The 17,288-nt window shown below is 60.6% G+C and carries 16 protein-coding genes; 8 read left to right on the top strand and 8 right to left on the bottom strand.

Annotated features, from left to right (window positions below):
• Positions 1–52: 52 nt before the first annotated feature.
• The 7 genes from ispC to rpsB all read right to left on the bottom strand — a co-directional run bounded on the left by ispC (position 53) and on the right by rpsB (position 6,118).
• The gene (gene ispC, locus B348_RS0126860; protein WP_017739115.1) at positions 53–1,243 is read right to left on the bottom strand and encodes a 1-deoxy-D-xylulose-5-phosphate reductoisomerase; all 1,191 of its coding nucleotides are present in this window, start codon (positions 1,241–1,243) and stop codon (positions 53–55) included.
• Complete coding sequence (locus B348_RS0126865; protein WP_017739116.1) at positions 1,240–2,046, bottom strand: phosphatidate cytidylyltransferase; 807 nt, start codon at positions 2,044–2,046, stop codon at positions 1,240–1,242. The genes ispC and B348_RS0126865 overlap by 4 nt, the downstream gene beginning before the upstream one ends.
• Positions 2,047–2,802 carry a polyprenyl diphosphate synthase gene (uppS, locus tag B348_RS0126870; protein ID WP_016974405.1) on the bottom strand — a complete coding sequence of 252 codons (756 nt, stop codon included), beginning with the start codon at positions 2,800–2,802 and terminating at the stop codon, positions 2,047–2,049. It abuts the gene before it with no gap.
• 17 nt (positions 2,803–2,819) lie between these two features.
• Entirely contained in the window at positions 2,820–3,377 is a 558-nt protein-coding gene (gene frr / locus B348_RS0126875; protein WP_017739117.1) for a ribosome recycling factor, read from the bottom strand.
• Positions 3,374–4,117: a UMP kinase gene (gene pyrH, locus B348_RS0126880; RefSeq protein WP_003189161.1), complete on the bottom strand. Its 744-nt coding sequence runs from the start codon at positions 4,115–4,117 to the stop codon at positions 3,374–3,376. Before pyrH ends, frr begins: the two co-directional genes overlap by 4 nt.
• 208 nt (positions 4,118–4,325) lie before the next feature.
• Complete coding sequence (gene tsf, locus B348_RS0126885; RefSeq protein WP_017739118.1) at positions 4,326–5,189, bottom strand: translation elongation factor Ts; 864 nt, start codon at positions 5,187–5,189, stop codon at positions 4,326–4,328.
• A 191-nt stretch (positions 5,190–5,380) separates the two neighbouring features.
• On the bottom strand, positions 5,381–6,118 hold the full coding sequence (gene rpsB, locus B348_RS0126890) for a 30S ribosomal protein S2 (protein WP_003189158.1): 738 nt from the start codon (positions 6,116–6,118) through the stop codon (positions 5,381–5,383).
• A gap of 387 nt (positions 6,119–6,505) precedes the next feature.
• On the opposite strand from rpsB, the gene map reads away from it, so the two are divergent.
• From map to B348_RS0126910, 4 genes are all read left to right on the top strand, one after another.
• Positions 6,506–7,288, top strand: a complete 783-nt coding sequence (gene map, locus B348_RS0126895) for a type I methionyl aminopeptidase (RefSeq protein WP_012722594.1) — start codon at positions 6,506–6,508, stop codon at positions 7,286–7,288.
• A 66-nt stretch (positions 7,289–7,354) separates the two neighbouring features.
• Positions 7,355–10,057: a [protein-PII] uridylyltransferase gene (locus B348_RS0126900; protein ID WP_017739119.1), complete on the top strand. Its 2,703-nt coding sequence runs from the start codon at positions 7,355–7,357 to the stop codon at positions 10,055–10,057.
• 143 nt (positions 10,058–10,200) lie between these two features.
• Positions 10,201–11,400 (top strand): succinyldiaminopimelate transaminase, encoded by a 1,200-nt coding sequence (gene dapC, locus B348_RS0126905; protein WP_017739120.1) that lies wholly within the window; start codon positions 10,201–10,203, stop codon positions 11,398–11,400.
• A gap of 149 nt (positions 11,401–11,549) precedes the next feature.
• Complete coding sequence (locus B348_RS0126910; RefSeq protein ID WP_157356565.1) at positions 11,550–12,260, top strand: M12 family metallopeptidase; 711 nt, start codon at positions 11,550–11,552, stop codon at positions 12,258–12,260.
• Between the two features lie 15 nt (positions 12,261–12,275).
• On the opposite strand, the gene B348_RS0126915 is transcribed toward B348_RS0126910, so the two are convergent.
• Positions 12,276–13,919: a Na+/H+ antiporter gene (locus B348_RS0126915; protein WP_017739122.1), complete on the bottom strand. Its 1,644-nt coding sequence runs from the start codon at positions 13,917–13,919 to the stop codon at positions 12,276–12,278.
• A gap of 213 nt (positions 13,920–14,132) precedes the next feature.
• Here B348_RS0126915 and B348_RS0126920 point away from each other — a divergent pair, with 213 nt between their 5' ends.
• The 4 genes from B348_RS0126920 (at position 14,133) to B348_RS0126935 (ending at position 17,243) form a co-directional block, all read left to right on the top strand.
• Entirely contained in the window at positions 14,133–14,495 is a 363-nt protein-coding gene (locus tag B348_RS0126920; RefSeq protein WP_017739123.1) for an ArsC family reductase, read from the top strand.
• Between the two features lie 33 nt (positions 14,496–14,528).
• Positions 14,529–15,563, top strand: a complete 1,035-nt coding sequence (dapD, locus tag B348_RS0126925; RefSeq protein ID WP_017739124.1) for a 2,3,4,5-tetrahydropyridine-2,6-dicarboxylate N-succinyltransferase — start codon at positions 14,529–14,531, stop codon at positions 15,561–15,563.
• A 64-nt stretch (positions 15,564–15,627) separates the two neighbouring features.
• Complete coding sequence (locus B348_RS0126930; protein ID WP_017739125.1) at positions 15,628–16,833, top strand: aminotransferase class V-fold PLP-dependent enzyme; 1,206 nt, start codon at positions 15,628–15,630, stop codon at positions 16,831–16,833.
• Positions 16,830–17,243 (top strand): SufE family protein, encoded by a 414-nt coding sequence (locus B348_RS0126935; RefSeq protein ID WP_017739126.1) that lies wholly within the window; start codon positions 16,830–16,832, stop codon positions 17,241–17,243. The genes B348_RS0126930 and B348_RS0126935 overlap by 4 nt, the downstream gene beginning before the upstream one ends.
• Positions 17,244–17,288: the final 45 nt, after the last annotated feature.

A 17,288-nucleotide genomic window follows, 5' to 3' on the forward strand; every position in this document is an offset into this window, starting at 1 on the left:
TAATTTCTCCGCATTCCAATCCAGTGCCTGAAGGCTCAAGCGAGCCCACAGGCTAACGCGCGTTGCGGTTCAACCATTGCTCGGCCAGGGCCCGGGCCTTTGTATCGGCCTCGAACACTGCCGCCAAATCATTTACCGCGACCACAGGCTCAAGGCCCAGGACGTCCTCGATGATACTCGCGATCTGCGGAAAGCGGATGCGCCCGTCGAGAAACGCCGCCACCGCCACTTCATTTGCCGCATTGAGCATCGCCGGCGCACTGTTGCCTGCTTCTGCCGCTTGCCGCGCAAGGCGCAGGCAGGGAAACCGCTGCTCGTCCGGTGCCTCGAAGTCCAGGCGGGCAATGGCAAACAGGTCCAACGGCGCCACGCCAGAATCGATCCGCTCAGGCCAGGCCAGGGCGTTGGCGATCGGCGTGCGCATATCGGGGTTGCCCAACTGCGCCAAGACCGATCCATCCACATAGTCGACAAGGGAATGAATCACACTTTGGGGGTGAATCACCACCTCGACTTGATCGGGCCGTGCATCGAACAGCCAGCACGCCTCGATCAGCTCCAGGCCTTTATTCATCATGCTCGCCGAATCCACGGAGATCTTGCGCCCCATGGACCAGTTTGGATGGGCACACGCCTGGTCAGGCGATACGTGCTCCAGCTCGGCCAATGGAGTCTGCCGAAACGGACCACCGGACGCCGTCAGAAGAATCCGGCGTACACCCACCTGGCTCAAGCCTCGGGCAAAATCACCCGGCATGCACTGGAAGATCGCATTGTGCTCGCTGTCGAGCGGCAACAACACGGCGCCGCTCTTGCGCACCGCCTGCATAAAGAGGGTGCCGGACATCACCAGCGCCTCTTTATTGGCCAGCAGAATCTTCTTGCCCGCATCGACAGCCGCCAGGGTCGGGCGCAGGCCCGCAGCACCGACAATGGCCGCCACGACGGTATCCACCTCGGCATCCGCCGAGACCTGGCACAAGCCCTCCTCGCCCACCAGCACCTGGGTCGCCAGGCCCGCAGCCCGCAGGTCATCCTGCAAGCCTCGGGCAACACCGGCTTCAGGCACCACGGCAAAGCGTGGCGAATGGCGCACACACAGGGCCAGCAACTCGCTCAGGCGCGAGTAGCCGGTCAAGGCAAACACTTGATAGCGCTCAGGATGACGGGCGATCACATCCAGGGTGCTCAGGCCGACCGAGCCGGTAGCGCCCAGCACGGTCACTTGCTGCAGGCGGCTCACGAGGCGATCATCCACAACAGCACGGCAAAGATCGGAATCGCAGCCGTGAGGCTGTCGATGCGGTCCAGCACGCCGCCGTGACCCGGCAGCAGGTTGCTGCTGTCCTTGATCCCGGCCTGGCGCTTGAACATGCTTTCGGTGAGGTCACCCACCACCGAGATAAATACGACGATGGCCGTGCCCAGCAAGCCGAGGAAAATCTCCTTCACCGACCAGTCGCGCACCACACCGACAACCAGCGTGATCACCAACGTCAACGCCAGGCCGCCATACACACCTTCCCAGCTCTTGCCCGGGCTGACAGCCGGCGCCAGCTTGCGCTTGCCGAACGCCCGACCGGAGAAGTAGGCGCCGATATCAGCGCCCCACACCAACACCATCACGGCCAGGATCAACTCGTTACCGATGGGATAACGCTTGATCTCCACCAGCCCTTGCCAAGCCGGCAACAGGATCAACAAGCCAATCACCAGCTTGCAGGCAACGCTGGACCACTGGCTGCTGGTACGCGGAAAGGTCAGCACCAGGAAGGTTGCCAACGCCCACCACAACACCGCCGCACCCAGTACCCAGGGCGCGATATCCGGCAGGATGTACATCAGGAACAACAACAGCGCCACGACAGCGGCGTACGCCACGCGCGGCAACTGGCTGGTGAAGCCCGCCAGGCGCGCCCACTCCCACGCCCCGAGGGTCACGACCAGGCCGATAAACAGCGCAAAGCTGGAACCGTCGAGCAGGAAAAACCCACACAGGGCAATCGGCAGCAGGATCAGTGCCGTGATGATTCGTTGTTTAAGCATTTAAACCCGGGCTCCAGCTTCGATCTGCTCACTTGTTTTACCAAAGCGACGCTGACGGGAAGCGAAATCAGCCAGCGCATTGCGCATGGCATCGTGTTTGAAGTCCGGCCAGAACAGGTCGGAGAAGTACAGCTCGGTGTAAGCCAGCTGCCACAACAGGAAATTACTGATGCGGTGCTCGCCACCGGTGCGGATGCACAGGTCCGGCAACGGCAGATCACCGGTCACCAGGCAGGTTTGCAACAATTCGGGCGTGATGTCGTCCGGTCGCAGATGACCGGCCTGCACTTCGCGGGCAAGCCGCTGTGCCGCCTGGGCAATGTCCCACTGGCCGCCGTAATTGGCCGCGATCTGCAACACAAAACGGTTGGCACCTGCGGTAATGGCCTCAGCCTCGCGCATGGCCGCCTGCAACTCTGGATGGAACCGTGAACGGTCACCGATGATACGCAGGCTGATATTGTTGTCGTTGAGGCGCTTGGCCTCACGACGCAAGGCCTTGAAGAACAGATCCATCAAGGCGCTGACTTCTTCGGCAGGGCGCTGCCAGTTTTCACTGGAGAAGGCAAAGAGGGTCAGCACCTCGACCTTGGCCTCGGCGCACACCTCGATCACAGCCCGCACCGCATCGACACCCGCTTTATGCCCGGCAACACCCGGCATAAAGCGTTTCTTCGCCCAGCGATTATTCCCATCCATGATGATCGCGACATGGCGCGGCACCACAGAGGGTACAGTCTGCTTGGTCTTTTCCATGAAGGCGTCCTGACCCCTTATACGGCCATCAGGTCCTTTTCTTTTTCCTCGGTGGCCTTGGTGATCTGGGCCTCGGCATCTTTGGTCAGCTTGTCGATATCGGCGACGGCACGGCGCTCTTCGTCTTCGCTGATTTCCTTGTCCTTGACCAGCTTCTTCAGGTCACCCAGCGCATCGCGACGGATGTTGCGAACAGCAACACGTGCGTCTTCAGCGGCACTGCGCGCCTGCTTGGTGAAGCCCTTGCGGGTTTCTTCGGTCAGGGCCGGCATGGAGATCAGCAGCAACTCGCCCAGGTTGGTCGGGTTGAGGTTCAGGCCGGCACTCTGGATGGCCTTGTCGACCGCGGCGAGCATGTTGCGCTCGAAGGCTACGACTTGCAGGGTGCGCGAATCTTTTACGGTGATGTTGGCGACCTGGGTGATGGAGGTATCTGTACCGTAGTACGGCACCATCACGCTGCCCAGGATGCTTGGGTGGGCCTTGCCTGTACGGATCTGACCAAATGCATGGTTCAGGGAGTCCAGGGATTTCTGCATACGCTCTTGAGCGTCTTTCTTGATTTCGTTGATCATTGTTGGCCTTCCTCGATCAGAGTCCCTTCAGCGCCGCCGTGTACGATATTCAGCAGGGCGCCGGGCTTGTTCATGTTAAATACGCGCAGCGGCATCTTGTGGTCGCGGCACAGGCAGATTGCCGTCAGGTCCATCACACCCAGCTTGCGATCCAGCACTTCATCGTAGGTCAGATGATCGAACTTCTCGGCATGCGGGTCTTTGAATGGGTCTGCAGTGTATACGCCGTCGACCTTGGTCGCCTTGAGCACGACGTCCGCATCGATTTCGATCGCGCGCAGGCACGCAGCCGAATCGGTGGTGAAGAACGGGTTACCCGTGCCGGCAGCGAAGATCACCACTTCTTTCGAATTCAGGTGGCGCATGGCTTTGCGACGATCATAGTGATCGGTCACGCCGACCATGGAAATAGCCGACATCACGATAGCCGAGATATTGGCACGCTCCAGGGCGTCACGCATGGCCAGGGCGTTCATCACAGTGGCCAGCATGCCCATATGGTCGCCAGTGACCCGATCCATGCCGGCCGCACTCAGTGCCGCGCCGCGGAACAGGTTACCGCCGCCAATCACCAGGCCGACCTGCACGCCGATGCCAACCAGTTGGCCGACTTCCAGCGCCATGCGGTCGAGCACCTTGGGATCGATCCCGAACTCTTCCGAGCCCATCAGGGCCTCGCCGCTAAGCTTGAGTAGAATGCGTTTATAGCGAGCCTGATAACCACTGCCCTGCTGAGCCATTGCGAATCTCTCCTGCGGCGTATTTTAAAAATTCTTGGCGAGCCGTTTACGGCTTGCGTTCACTCTAGCTGGACGCTCTCACAGCGCCATCGGAACACGGCTTTGTAAGCCAGTTCCGAAGGGAAACCAAATAAAATTGGCCTTCCCATTTGAAAAGAGGCTGCGCGCGTGAGCGGGCAGCCTCTTTCGGGCGACAGTTGAAACTGTCTTATTGCTTGGCGGCAGCCAGCTGGGCAGCAACTTCTTCAGCGAAGTTGTCGACCGGCTTCTCGATGCCTTCGCCTACTTTGAAGTAAGTGAAGGAAACGATTTCAGCACCGGCTTTCTTGGCCAGTTCGCCAACCTTGATTTCAGGGTTCTTGACGAACGCCTGCTCAACCAGGCTTGCTTCAGCCAGGAACTTGCTGATACGGCCTTTGACCATGTTCTCAACAATGTTTTCTGGCTTGCCTTTGATTTTTTCTTCGTTCAGCTGCAGGAACACAGCTTTTTCACGCTCGATCGCTTCGGCAGAAACTTCCGAAGGCAGCAGGAACTCAGGGTTGCTGGCCGCTACGTGCATAGCGATGTCTTTGGCCAGTTCAACGTTGCCGCCCTTCAGGACAACTGCAACACCGATCTTGTTGCCGTGCAGGTAACCACCAACCACATCACCTTCAACGCGAACCAGGCGACGGATGTTGACGTTTTCGCCAACCTTGCCGACCAGTACCAGGCGAGCAGCTTCTTGAGCTTCGATCAGAGGCTCAACGGTAGTCAGCTTGTCAGCGAATGCTTTTTCAACGCTGGCAGCCACGAACGCCTTGAAGTCGTCCTGCAGAGCCAGGAAGTCGGTCTGCGAGTTCACTTCCAGCAGAACAGCGGATTTGCCGTCTTCTTTCAGAGCGATCGCGCCTTCAGCAGCTACGTTGCCTGCTTTCTTGGCAGCCTTGATGGCGCCGGAAGCACGCATGTCATCAATGGCTTTTTCGATGTCGCCGTCAGCCTTTTCCAGGGCTTTCTTGCAATCCATCATGCCTTCGCCGGTACGCTCACGCAGTTCTTTAACCAACGCTGCAGTAATTGCTGCCATTTTCAAATTCCTCTTGGATAGGTTTTCAACCATTCCACCCGATCGAACGGGGGATCAATTCTTCCCGAATCACCCTTGTAGGCCGCTGCACGTTACAGGTGTTGTAGCTGCGCTGCCGACAAATGGTTTTCGAGGTGGCAAAAAGGGGGCCAAGCCCCCTTTTTGCTTACTGAGTCAACGCCAGGGCGCTATTACTCAGCGGCAGCTACCGGAGCTTCTTCAACGAACTGCTCGGTACCGCCAGCAACGTGGTTGCGACCACGGATTACAGCGTCAGCCATCGAACCCATGTACAGCTGGATAGCGCGGATTGCGTCATCGTTGCCTGGGATGATGTAGTCAACGCCTTCCGGGCTGCTGTTGGTATCGACTACGCCGATAACAGGGATGCCCAGCTTGTTGGCTTCGGTGATCGCGATGCGCTCGTGATCAACGTCGATAACGAACAGTGCGTCAGGCAGACCGCCCATGTCCTTGATACCACCCAGGGAACGATCGAGCTTTTCCAGGTCACGGGAGCGCATCAGCGCTTCTTTCTTGGTCAGCTTGGCGAAAGTACCGTCTTCGGCTTGTACTTCAAGGTCACGCAGACGCTTGATGGAAGCACGGATGGTTTTGAAGTTGGTCAGCATGCCGCCCAACCAGCGGTGATCGACGTACGGCGAACCGCAACGTGCTGCTTCTTCAGCAACGATCTTGCCAGCGGAACGCTTGGTGCCGACGAACAGAATCTTGTTTTTGCCCTGGGCCAGGCGCTCTACGAAAGTCAGAGCTTCGTTGAACATTGGCAGGGTTTTTTCAAGGTTGATGATGTGGATCTTGTTACGTGCGCCGAAAATGTATTTACCCATTTTCGGGTTCCAGTAACGGGTCTGGTGACCGAAGTGCACACCGGCCTTCAGCATATCGCGCATGTTGACTTGGGACATGATAGTTCCTTAATAAGTCGGGTTTGGCCTCCACGTATCCCAATGACCAACCAGCGGCATCAAGGCCTCCGGCACCCAGGTCATCGTGTCGACACGTGTGTGGATTTAAGCTTCACGGGGTATCCCCGGAAAGCGGCGCATTTTATACCACAGCATCCGCAAAAACGAAACCCGCAATCGCATTTGCCGCCCACCGCATTCACGCAACCCCTTGAATAGAGCCAACATCACCCTACCTTATAGAGAGAAGCGATCGTCAGGGGCTCATGATTTGCCGCCCACGTCTGCTAGAATCGCGTTTTTTGGGGCTTGTGCGAATTCTGTAACCTTTTGTCGCACGCCCGTGAACCGTATTGATTTCAGCGCGTCGCGCTAGAGAGAGCCTGTATGACCGTTAGTTTGAAAACCGCCGAAGACATTGCTGGCATGCGCATCGCCGGCAAACTGGCTGCCGACGTGCTGGAAATGATTGCCGAGCACGTCAAGCCCGGCGTCACCACCGAAACCCTCAACCAGATCTGCCACGACTATATAGTCAACGTGCAGGGCGCCATTCCTGCGCCGCTGAACTACAAGGGCTTCCCCAAGTCGATCTGCACCTCGGTCAACCACGTGGTCTGCCACGGGATTCCGGGCGACAAGCCGTTGAAGGACGGCGACACCCTGAACATCGACGTCACCGTGATCAAGGACCGCTACTTCGGCGACACCAGCCGCATGTTCCACGTCGGCACCGTGCCGGTCTGGGCCGAGCGCCTGTCCCAGGTGACCCAGGAGTGCATGTACAAGGCCATCGAGATCGTCAAGCCTGGCTGCCGCCTCGGCGACATCGGTGAAGTGATCCAGAAGCACGCGGAAAAGAACGGCTTCTCGGTAGTGCGCGAATTCTGCGGCCACGGTATCGGTACCGTGTTCCACGAAGAGCCACAGATCCTGCACTACGGCCGCGCCGGCACCGGCATGGAACTGAAAGCGGGCATGACCTTCACCATCGAGCCGATGATCAACCAGGGCAAGGCCGACACCAAGGTGCTGGGCGACGGTTGGACCGCCATCACCAAGGACCGCAAGCTGTCGGCACAGTGGGAACACACCCTGCTGGTCACCGAAACCGGCTACGAGATCTTCACCCTGCGCGCCGACGACACGATTCCACGCGTTTCGGCCTAAAGGTTGCTTCAGGTTTTCCCACGCTGTGTAGTGACTGACTGAATAGATAGAAAGGAAAACCGATCGATGCCCCAGGTGGATCCCGAACTCTTCGACCGTGGCCAGTTCCAGGCCGAACTGGCCCTGAAGGCGAGCCCCATCGCCGCCTTCAAGAAGGCGATCCGCCAGGCCCGCGAGGTGCTCGATGAGCGCTTTCGCAGCGGCCGGGACATCCGCCGGCTGATCGAGGACCGCGCCTGGTTCGTCGACAACATCCTGCAAAAGGCCTGGGAACAGTTCAACTGGAGTGAAGACGCCGATATCGCCCTGGTGGCCGTCGGCGGCTACGGCCGTGGTGAACTGCACCCCTACTCCGACATCGACCTGCTGATCCTGCTGGACAGCGCCGATCATGAGATCTTTCGCGATTCCATCGAGCGTTTTCTCACCTTGTTGTGGGACATCGGCCTGGAAGTCGGCCAGAGCGTACGCTCCGTGGCCGAATGCGCCGAAGAAGCCCGCGCCGACCTCACCGTCATCACCAACCTGATGGAAAGCCGCACCATCGCCGGCCCCGAGCGCCTGCGCCAGCGCATGCTCGACGTCACCAGCACTGCGCACATGTGGCCGAGCAAGGACTTCTTCCTGGCCAAGCGTGCCGAGCAGAAAGCCCGCCATCACAAGTACAACGACACCGAATACAACCTGGAACCCAACGTCAAAGGCTCGCCGGGCGGGCTGCGGGATATCCAGACGATCTTGTGGGTCGCCCGTCGCCAGTACGGCACCCTGAACCTGCGCGCCCTGGCCGGCGAAGGCTTCCTGGTGGAGAGCGAAAACGCCCTGCTGGCCTCCTCCCAGGAGTTCATCTGGAAAGTGCGCTACGCCCTGCACATGCTCGCCGGGCGCTCCGAAGACCGCCTGCTGTTCGACCATCAACGCTCCATCGCTACCCTGCTGGGCTTTGAAGGCGAAGACGCGAAGACCAGCATCGAAAGCTTCATGCAGCAGTACTACCGGGTGGTCATGAGCATTGCCCAGCTCAGCGACCTGATCATCCAGCACTTCGAGGAGGTGATCCTGGCCCCCGAAGACGAAGCGCCGCCGCAACCGATCAACGCGCGTTTCCAGCTGCACGACGGCTACATCGAGGCGCGCAACGACAACGTGTTCCGCCGCACGCCGTTCGCCATGCTGGAAATCTTCGTGCTGATGGCCCAACAGCCGGAAATCAAAGGCGTGCGCGCCGACACCATCCGCCTGCTGCGCGAGCATCGTCACCTGATCGACGACGAATTCCGCAACGACATCCGCAACACCAGCCTGTTCATCGAGCTGTTCAAGTGCAAGATCGGCATCCACCGCAACCTGCGGCGGATGAACCGTTACGGCATCCTCGGGCGCTACCTGCCGGAATTCGGTTTTATCGTCGGGCAGATGCAGCACGACCTGTTCCACATCTACACCGTGGACGCCCACACCCTGAACCTGATCAAGCACCTGCGTAAGCTGCAGTACACCCAGGTGTCAGAGAAATTTCCGCTGGCCAGCAAGCTCATGGCCAAGCTGCCCAAGCCCGAACTGATCTACCTGGCCGGTCTGTACCACGACATCGGCAAGGGCCGGCATGGCGATCACTCGGAAGTCGGCGCCGTCGATGCCGAGGCGTTCTGCCAGCGCCACCAGTTGCCGTTGTGGGACAGCCGCCTGATCGTCTGGCTGGTGCAGAACCACCTGGTGATGTCCACCACCGCCCAGCGCAAGGACTTGTCCGACCCGCAGGTGATCCACGATTTTGCAGGCATCGTCGGCGACGAAACCCGCCTCGATTACCTGTACGTGCTGACCGTCTCCGACATCAACGCCACCAACCCGACGCTGTGGAACTCGTGGCGCGCCAGCCTGTTGCGCCAGCTCTACACCGAGACCAAGCGCGCCCTGCGTCGTGGCCTGGAAAACCCGGTGGACCGCGAAGAGCAGATCCGCCGCACCCAAAGCGCCGCCCTGGATATCCTCGTGCGCGGTGGCAACGACCCGGACGACGTCGAGCAACTGTGGTCGCAACTGGGTGACGATTATTTCCTGCGCCACACCGCCGGCGATGTCGCCTGGCACAGCGACGCGATCCTGCAACAGCCGGCCGATGGCGGCCCGCTGGTACTGATCAAGGAAACCACCCAGCGCGAATTCGAAGGCGGCACGCAGATCTTCATCTATGCGCCCGACCAGCACGACTTCTTCGCCGTGACCGTGGCGGCCATGGACCAGCTCAACCTGAACATCCATGACGCGCGAGTGATCACCTCCAGCAGCCAATTCACCCTCGACACCTATATCGTCCTCGACACCGAAGGCGAGTCGATTGGCGACAACCCGGCGCGCGTGAAGAAGATCCGCGAGGGCCTGACCGAGGCCCTGCGCAACCCTGACGACTACCCGACCATCATCCAGCGCCGGGTACCGCGCCAGCTCAAGCATTTTGCGTTTGCGCCGCAGGTGACCATCTCCAACGACGCCCAGCGCCCGGTCACCGTGCTGGAACTCAGCGCGCCGGATCGCCCCGGCCTGCTGGCGCGCATCGGCGGGATCTTCCTGGAATTCGACCTGTCGTTGCAGAACGCCAAGATTGCGACCCTCGGCGAGCGCGTGGAAGACGTGTTCTTCATCACCGACGCCGATAACCAGCCGCTGTCCGACCCCGAGCTGTGCCTGCGCTTGCAGGAAGCCATCGTCCAGCAGCTGAGCGTGACCCAGGAACCCGGCGTCGAACTGACACGCCTGACCATTTGAATTGTTAACTTTGTGAACACGGCCCCTGTGGGAGCTGGCTTGCCTGCGATGGCATCGCCGCGGAGTAGCGGGTAGACCGCGTTGCCTGCATCGCAGGCAAGCCAGCTCCCACAAGGTCCGCGCGCACCGTGATAGAGGCTTACATGAACAACGCCCTGAACCAGCTGCAGCCCTACCCGTTCGAAAAACTGCGCGCCCTGCTCGGCAGCGTTACGCCAAACCCGGCCAAACGCCCGATCGCGCTGTCCATCGGCGAACCCAAGCATAAATCCCCGGAGTTCGTCGCCAAGGCCCTGGCCGACAACCTCGACCAGATGGCCGTCTACCCGACCACCCTCGGCATCCCGGCGCTGCGCGAGGCCATCGGCGCCTGGTGCGAACGCCGTTTCAGCGTGCCCAAGGGCTGGCTCGACCCGGCGCGCAATATCCTGCCGGTCAACGGTACGCGTGAAGCGCTGTTCGCCTTCACCCAGACCGTGGTCAACCGTGGCGACGACGCGCTGGTGGTGAGCCCGAACCCGTTCTACCAGATCTACGAAGGCGCCGCGTTCCTCGCCGGGGCCAAGCCGCACTACCTGCCGTGCCTGGACACCAATGACTTCAACCCGGACTTCGACGCCGTGTCGCCGGACACCTGGAAACGCTGCCAGATCCTGTTCCTGTGCTCCCCCGGCAACCCGACCGGCGCGCTGATCCCGGTCGAGACCCTGAAAAAACTCATCGCCCTGGCCGACGAATACGACTTCGTCATCGCCGCCGACGAGTGCTACAGCGAGCTGTACTTTGACGAACAAACCCCGCCGCCGGGCCTGCTGAGCGCCTGCGTCGAACTGGGCCGCGAAGACTTCAAGCGTTGCGTGGTGTTCCACAGCCTGTCCAAGCGTTCCAACCTGCCGGGCCTGCGCTCCGGTTTTGTGGCCGGCGACGCCGACATCCTCAAGGCCTTCCTGCTGTACCGCACCTACCACGGCTGCGCGATGCCGGTGCAAACCCAGCTGGCCAGCATCGCTGCCTGGCAGGACGAAGCCCATGTATTGGCCAACCGCGACCTGTACCGCGAGAAGTTCGACGCCGTACTGGCGATCCTCAAGCCTGTGTTGGACGTACAGAGCCCGGACGGTGGTTTCTACCTGTGGCCGAATGTGAAAGGCGACGATGCCGCGTTCTGCCGTGACCTGTTCGTGGAAGAACACGTGACCGTGGTGCCGGGTTCTTACCTGTCACGGGAAGTGGACGGTTTCAACCCGGGTGCCGGACGTGTGCGCCTGGCGCTGGTTGCGCCGTTGGCGGAGTGTGTGGAAGCGGCGGAGCGGATTCGCGCGTTTATTCAACGTCGGCAGTAATCAAACACGCCCGCACTGTGCAATGCAGTGCGGGTGCTGGGCATTTCCTACAGCGCCACAGATATTCAGCCACTCCTCGTTGGAACGTTTCCCTCAATCAGCGCCACTACAGGGTCTCCAAACTCCTTTCGCCAGCGAGGCCATGCATTTTGAGCATCAACCCTACTGCCTATCCAACAGCCGCCGCCCCTGAGCATGCCTACAACAACCAGGCACCGAACACATCCGCACTCAGTAGAAAAAAACGTGGCGTGGCATTCCCTGCGGACCTTTGGCCACAACACTCGACACTCAAGATCTCGTTGACTGGCATGACGCCGGAGCAGGAGCAATTCACCAAAAACAACATCAATAAGTGGGCGCCTCATGTCAATCTGACGTTTGAGTTCACCCAATCACCCGACGCCGATATCAGGATTGCAGCGGACAATAATTCCTATGGAGGCTCATCGACAGTCGGCGTAAATGCGAAGAAGGTTCCCGCCCACAAGCCCACGATGTTTATCGGTTTTGCACACGGCTTGGGTACAAAAACCAGCCAGACGGTGGCCCATGAGTTCGGCCATGCCCTGGGCTTGAAGCATGAGCACCAACATCCCTACCGGACGCTGGAGTTCAATGCAGAAAACGTCTATGAAGATCACGATCGCTACAACCAACCCAGGCAACAGGCTGACGAGCAAATACTGAAAAAATTTGATCCTCGGCAGGTTTATTTTTCTCAGTATGACCCGCGCTCGATCATGCACTACGGCATGCCGGGGACCTACTTCACTAACAACACGCCCACATCCGACAACTATGAACTGTCCGAAACCGACAAACAGTTCATCAGTGACCTCTATCCTAAAAACCGATAGCGCCGCGCTGACGCCCTATTTCAACGTACCCAGATTCGCCTCACTCATATCCAGCTCGGCCAACACCTCCCTCAGCACGTCATCCCCAATCTGGTGATGACGGCTCAAGCTATACAACTCCAACCGCTGCGCCCGCAGGGCCTTGAGGCGTAACTTGCGTTCAAGCAGGTCCATCTGCTGCGCCAGTGCCTGGGCTTCGGCCGAATCGTTGAACACTTCCAACTGATGACGGTATTCCGACATCAAGCGTGCCTTCAACTCGGCCGCCAATGCTGCCTGGGCGGCGTCCTGGGTTTCGGTTTCAGCGAGTTCCTCGGTTTCTAGGGCATGAATCGCCGCCACCGCGGTTTTCTTCCAGGCCTCGCGAACCTCGTTGTGGCGCTTCTCATCGGGGCTCTTTTCGACACCGCGTAATAACAGCGGCAAGGCGATGCACGCGGCGATCAGCGATAACAGAATCACCCCGGCGGCGATAAAGATCAGCAGGTCACGCTCGGGAAAGTCCTGCCCCGGCGCCAGCAACAGCGGCACCGACATCACACCGGCCAACGTCACCGCTCCGCGCACGCCGCCGACGGTGAGCAACCAGCATGAGCGCGCCGTTGGCACCAGCGTCAGCTCGCCTTTGCCACGCAGCCTGCGCAGCAAACCCGACAGCCGCCAAATGCTCTGCACCCAGACAAAGCGCAGCACCAGCAACACCAGGAAGATCGCCACCACGTCCAGGCAGCGGTACAACAACGTCGGCCACAGCGTCGGCTCATGGCTGACCACCGCCTTGATGATGTCCGGCAGCTGCAGGCCCAGCAGCAGGAAGATCAAGCCGTTGAAGGCAAACTCCAGCAGCGACCAGACACTACGGTTAAGCAAACGCGTGCTGGTCTGGCGCGGCAACAGGTCGAGCCAGCTTTGCATCATGCCCGCCGCCACCGCCGACAAAATCCCCGAGGCGCCCAGGCGCTCGGCCAGCACATACGCGGCAAATGGCAGCAGCAACATGAACACCACATGGGTTGCCGGGTCGTCCCAACCACGGGCGATCATCCAGGTGCGCAAGCGGCCCACCAGCCAGCTCAGCGCCACGCCAACGGCCAGGCCACCGACCGCCACCAGCACAAAGGTGAGGCTGGCGTCCGCCAGGGAGAACACACCGGTCAACGCCGCCGCCAGGGCGAACTTGAAGGTCACCAGGCCCGAAGCATCGTTCATCAGGGCCTCGCCCTGCAGCATATGCATCAGCGGCGTGGGCAAACGGTTCTGGGAAATGGCCGACACCGCCACGGCATCCGTCGGCGACAACACCGCCGCGAGGGCGAAGGCTACGGGAAGCGGGATCGTCGGCAAGATCCAATGAATGAAGTACCCGGCGCCGACCACGGTGAACAGCACCAGCCCCACCGCCAACGTCAGGATCGGCCCGCGCAGCCGCCACAATTCGCGTTTGGGCATGCGCCAGCCATCGGAAAACAACAGCGGCGGCAGGAACAGAAACAGGAACAACTCCGGGTCCAGTGCTACATGCAGCCCCAGCGTCGGCCAGGCCAGCAAGGCACCTGCGCCGATCTGCACCAGGGGCAACGGCAACGGTATGACACGCCCGACCAGACGCGACACGCTGACCAGCATCAGCAGGATAAGAACGGTGTAGGCGGTTTGCATAACGCGGGGTTCCCGGACAATCGACTTGCGAAGACACACTTGAGGCAACGACTGGCCGTTGAAGTGCCATATTACCCGGCTATATTACCGGCCTGGCTGGCGCCTGGCATTTGCACATAAGTCGCACACCAGCATGACAGCGGCACCACAGGCCGCCGGTCGTGGCATAATCCGTGACCTTTCGTTTCCGTTGGTCCAAAGGGGGGCAATTCCTTGACCGTTTCAAGCAAAACCTTGCACCTTTTCGGCATCAAAGCCTGCGACACCATGAAAAAGGCGCGCACCTGGCTCGATGAGCACGGTCTGAACTACGAGTTCCACGACTACAAAACGGCCGGTATCGACCGCGAACACTTGACCCAATGGTGCAACGAGCACGGTTGGCAGGTGGTTTTGAACCGTGCGGGCACCACCTTTCGCAAACTCGAAGACGAACGCAAAGCCGATCTCGATCAGTCGAAAGCCATTGAATTGATGCTCGCACAACCCTCGATGATCAAGCGTCCGGTGCTCGATCTCGGTGACAGAACCCTGATTGGCTTCAAGCCAGATAGTTATTCGGCGGCCCTCAAGTAGGCCAGCCCTTTCCATTTTTGTAGAGGTAACAGCATGTCCAATTCCCTGTTCAGCCTGGGCTTCGGCGTCGGCACTCAGAACCGCCAAGGTGCTTGGCTGGAAGTGTTTTACGCACAACCGCTGCTCAATCCTTCGGCGGAAATCGTCGCAGCCATCGCGCCGATCCTCGGCTACACCGAAGGCAACCAGGCGATCACCTTCACCGTCACCCAGGCCCTGCAACTGGCCGACGCACTGAAAGGCGTCGATGCCACCCAAGCCGCCCTGCTCAGCCGCCTGGCTGAAAGCCACACCCCGCTGGTTGCCACGCTGCTGGCCGAAGACGCCGCGCTGACCTCCACGCCTGAGGCCTACCTCAAGCTGCACCTGCTGTCCCACCGCCTGGTCAAGCCCCACGGCCTGAGCCTGGCCGGTGTGTTCCCGCAGCTGCCAAACGTCGCGTGGACCAGCCAGGGCGCCATCGACATCAGCGAACTGGCCGAACGCCAGCTGGAAGCACGCCTGCGTGGCGAGCTACTGGAAGTGTTCTCGGTGGACAAGTTCCCGAAAATGACCGACTACGTGGTCCCGGCCGGCGTGCGTATCGCTGACGCCGCGCGTCTGCGCCTGGGCGCCTACGTGGGCGAAGGCACCACCGTGATGCACGAAGGTTTCATCAACTTCAACGCCGGCACCGAAGGCCCGGGCATGATCGAAGGCCGCGTGTCGGCTGGCGTGTTCGTCGGCAAGGGTTCGGACCTGGGCGGCGGTTGCTCCACCATGGGCACCCTGTCGGGCGGCGGCAACATCGTGATCAAGGTCGGCGAAGGCTGCCTGATCGGCGCCAACGCCGGTATCGGTATCCCGCTGGGCGACCGCAACACCGTGGAGTCGGGCCTGTACGTCACCGCCGGGACCAAGGTCGCGCTGCTGGACGAGCAGAACCAACTGGTCAAGGTGGTCAAGGCACGCGACCTGGCCGGCCAGCCGGACCTGCTGTTCCGCCGCAACTCCGAGACCGGTGCCGTGGAGTGCAAAACCCACAAATCGGCCATCGAACTGAACGAAGCGCTGCACGCTCACAACTAAGCAGCCACTCGATGCCCCTAGCGGGCCCCGATCCTGGGGCTCGCTTATACGAGTCTTGAACACCATGCTAGTGCCCTCTCCCTGGCGCGCCGATTTCCCGGCCATCGCCACCCTGCAACGGCAAGACCAGACCTACCTGGACAACGCCGCCACCACGCAAAAACCCCAGGCCCTGTTGGATGCCATCAGCCATTACTACGCCAATGGCGCAGCCAATGTGCACCGTGCCCAGCATTTGCCGGGTGCCCATGCGACCCAGGCGTTCGAAGACAGCCGCAGCAAGGTCGCCCAGTGGTTGAACGCAGGTGACAGCGGGCAGGTCGTGTTCACCCACGGCGCAACCTCTGCGCTGAACCTCCTGGCCTACGGCCTGGAGCATCTATTCAATGCGGGCGATGAGATTGTCATCAGCGCCCTGGAACACCACGCCAACCTGCTGCCCTGGCAGCAACTGGCCAAACGCCGCGCCTTGGAGCTGGTGGTATTGCCCCTTGGCGATGACGGCGTGATTGACCTCGCCGCCGCCGCCAAGCTGATCGGCCCGCGCACACGCCTGCTGGCGGTGAGCCAGTTGTCCAACGTGCTCGGAGCGTGGCAACCGCTGGAGGCCCTGTTCGCACTGGCCCAGCCCCACGGCGCCCTGACGGTCATCGACGGCGCCCAAGGCATCGTCCATGGTCGCCACGACGTACAGGCCCTGGGCTGCGACTTCTACGTGTTTTCCAGCCACAAGCTCTACGGCCCGGACGGCGTCGGGGTGTTGTTCGCTCGCAATGAGGCCCTGCATCACCTGCGCCACTGGCAGTTTGGCGGTGAGATGGTGCAACAGGCCGATTACCACAGCGCCAGCTTCCGCCCGGCGCCGCTGGGGTTCGAGGCCGGCACGCCGCCGATTGCCAGCGTGATCGGGCTGGGCGCCAGCCTGGATTACCTGAGCTCGCTGGATCAGCAAGCGGTGATCGCCCATGAAGCGGCGCTGCATGACTACCTGCTGCGCGGGCTCAACGCGCGCAATGGCGTGCGGGTGCTGGGCGCGCCTCAAGTAGCGTTGGTCAGTTTTGTCGTCGAGGGCGTGCACAACGCCGACCTTGCGCACCTGCTCACCGAGCAAGGCATTGCCGTACGCGCCGGTCATCATTGTGCGATGCCGCTGCTCAAGGCGATGCATTTGTCGGGGGCGATCCGCGTTTCGCTGGCGCTGTATAACGATTCCGACGACCTGGAACGGTTTTTTGAGGCGCTGGATCAGGCCCTGGATATGTTGCGATGAGTTTGCCGGTCGATGCAGTGACAGCGCTTGAAGCGTTCCAGGCCGTGGGTAGCTGGGAGCAGCGCGCGCGGATGCTGATGCAATGGGGCGAACGTATGCCGGCCCTGGCTGCTGAAGATAAGGTTGAGGCCAACCTGGTGCAGGGCTGTGAAAGTCTGGTGTGGTTGGTGGGGCGCTTGCAGGATGGGCAATGGCAGTTCGCTGCTGCCAGTGATGCTCGGCTGATTCGCGGCTTGGTGGCGTTGTTGCTGGTGCGGGTGAATGGGTTGTCGACTGCCGAGTTGCAGGCCGTGGACTTGCCCGACTGGTTCAATCAACTGGGCCTTTCCCGCCAGTTGTCACCCTCGCGCAGCAACGGCTTGAATGCAGTATTACAGCGCATGCGAACTTTGAGCCTTACACAAAACTAAATGTGGGAGCTGGCTTGCCTGCGATGCAGGCACCTCGGTGTATCA

It is taken from the genome of Pseudomonas sp. CBZ-4 (assembly GCF_000346755.1).
Lineage (GTDB): Bacteria > Pseudomonadota > Gammaproteobacteria > Pseudomonadales > Pseudomonadaceae > Aquipseudomonas.

Bases quoted from the DNA above. Each gene is read 5' to 3' on its own strand.
- uppS (WP_016974405.1), bottom strand. From the start codon at position 2,802: ATGGAAAAGACCAAGCAGACTGTACCCTCTGTGGTGCCGCGCCATGTC.
- B348_RS0126915 (WP_017739122.1), bottom strand. From the start codon at position 13,919: ATGCAAACCGCCTACACCGTTCTTATCCTGCTGATGCTGGTCAGCGTG.
- dapD (WP_017739124.1), top strand. From the start codon at position 14,529: ATGTCCAATTCCCTGTTCAGCCTGGGCTTCGGCGTCGGCACTCAGAAC.
- map (WP_012722594.1), top strand. From the start codon at position 6,506: ATGACCGTTAGTTTGAAAACCGCCGAAGACATTGCTGGCATGCGCATC.
- rpsB (WP_003189158.1), bottom strand. From the start codon at position 6,118: ATGTCCCAAGTCAACATGCGCGATATGCTGAAGGCCGGTGTGCACTTC.
- B348_RS0126930 (WP_017739125.1), top strand. From the start codon at position 15,628: ATGCTAGTGCCCTCTCCCTGGCGCGCCGATTTCCCGGCCATCGCCACC.
- B348_RS0126865 (WP_017739116.1), bottom strand. From the start codon at position 2,046: ATGCTTAAACAACGAATCATCACGGCACTGATCCTGCTGCCGATTGCC.
- B348_RS0126900 (WP_017739119.1), top strand. From the start codon at position 7,355: ATGCCCCAGGTGGATCCCGAACTCTTCGACCGTGGCCAGTTCCAGGCC.
- pyrH (WP_003189161.1), bottom strand. From the start codon at position 4,117: ATGGCTCAGCAGGGCAGTGGTTATCAGGCTCGCTATAAACGCATTCTA.
- tsf (WP_017739118.1), bottom strand. From the start codon at position 5,189: ATGGCAGCAATTACTGCAGCGTTGGTTAAAGAACTGCGTGAGCGTACC.
- B348_RS0126935 (WP_017739126.1), top strand. From the start codon at position 16,830: ATGAGTTTGCCGGTCGATGCAGTGACAGCGCTTGAAGCGTTCCAGGCC.
- frr (WP_017739117.1), bottom strand. From the start codon at position 3,377: ATGATCAACGAAATCAAGAAAGACGCTCAAGAGCGTATGCAGAAATCC.
- dapC (WP_017739120.1), top strand. From the start codon at position 10,201: ATGAACAACGCCCTGAACCAGCTGCAGCCCTACCCGTTCGAAAAACTG.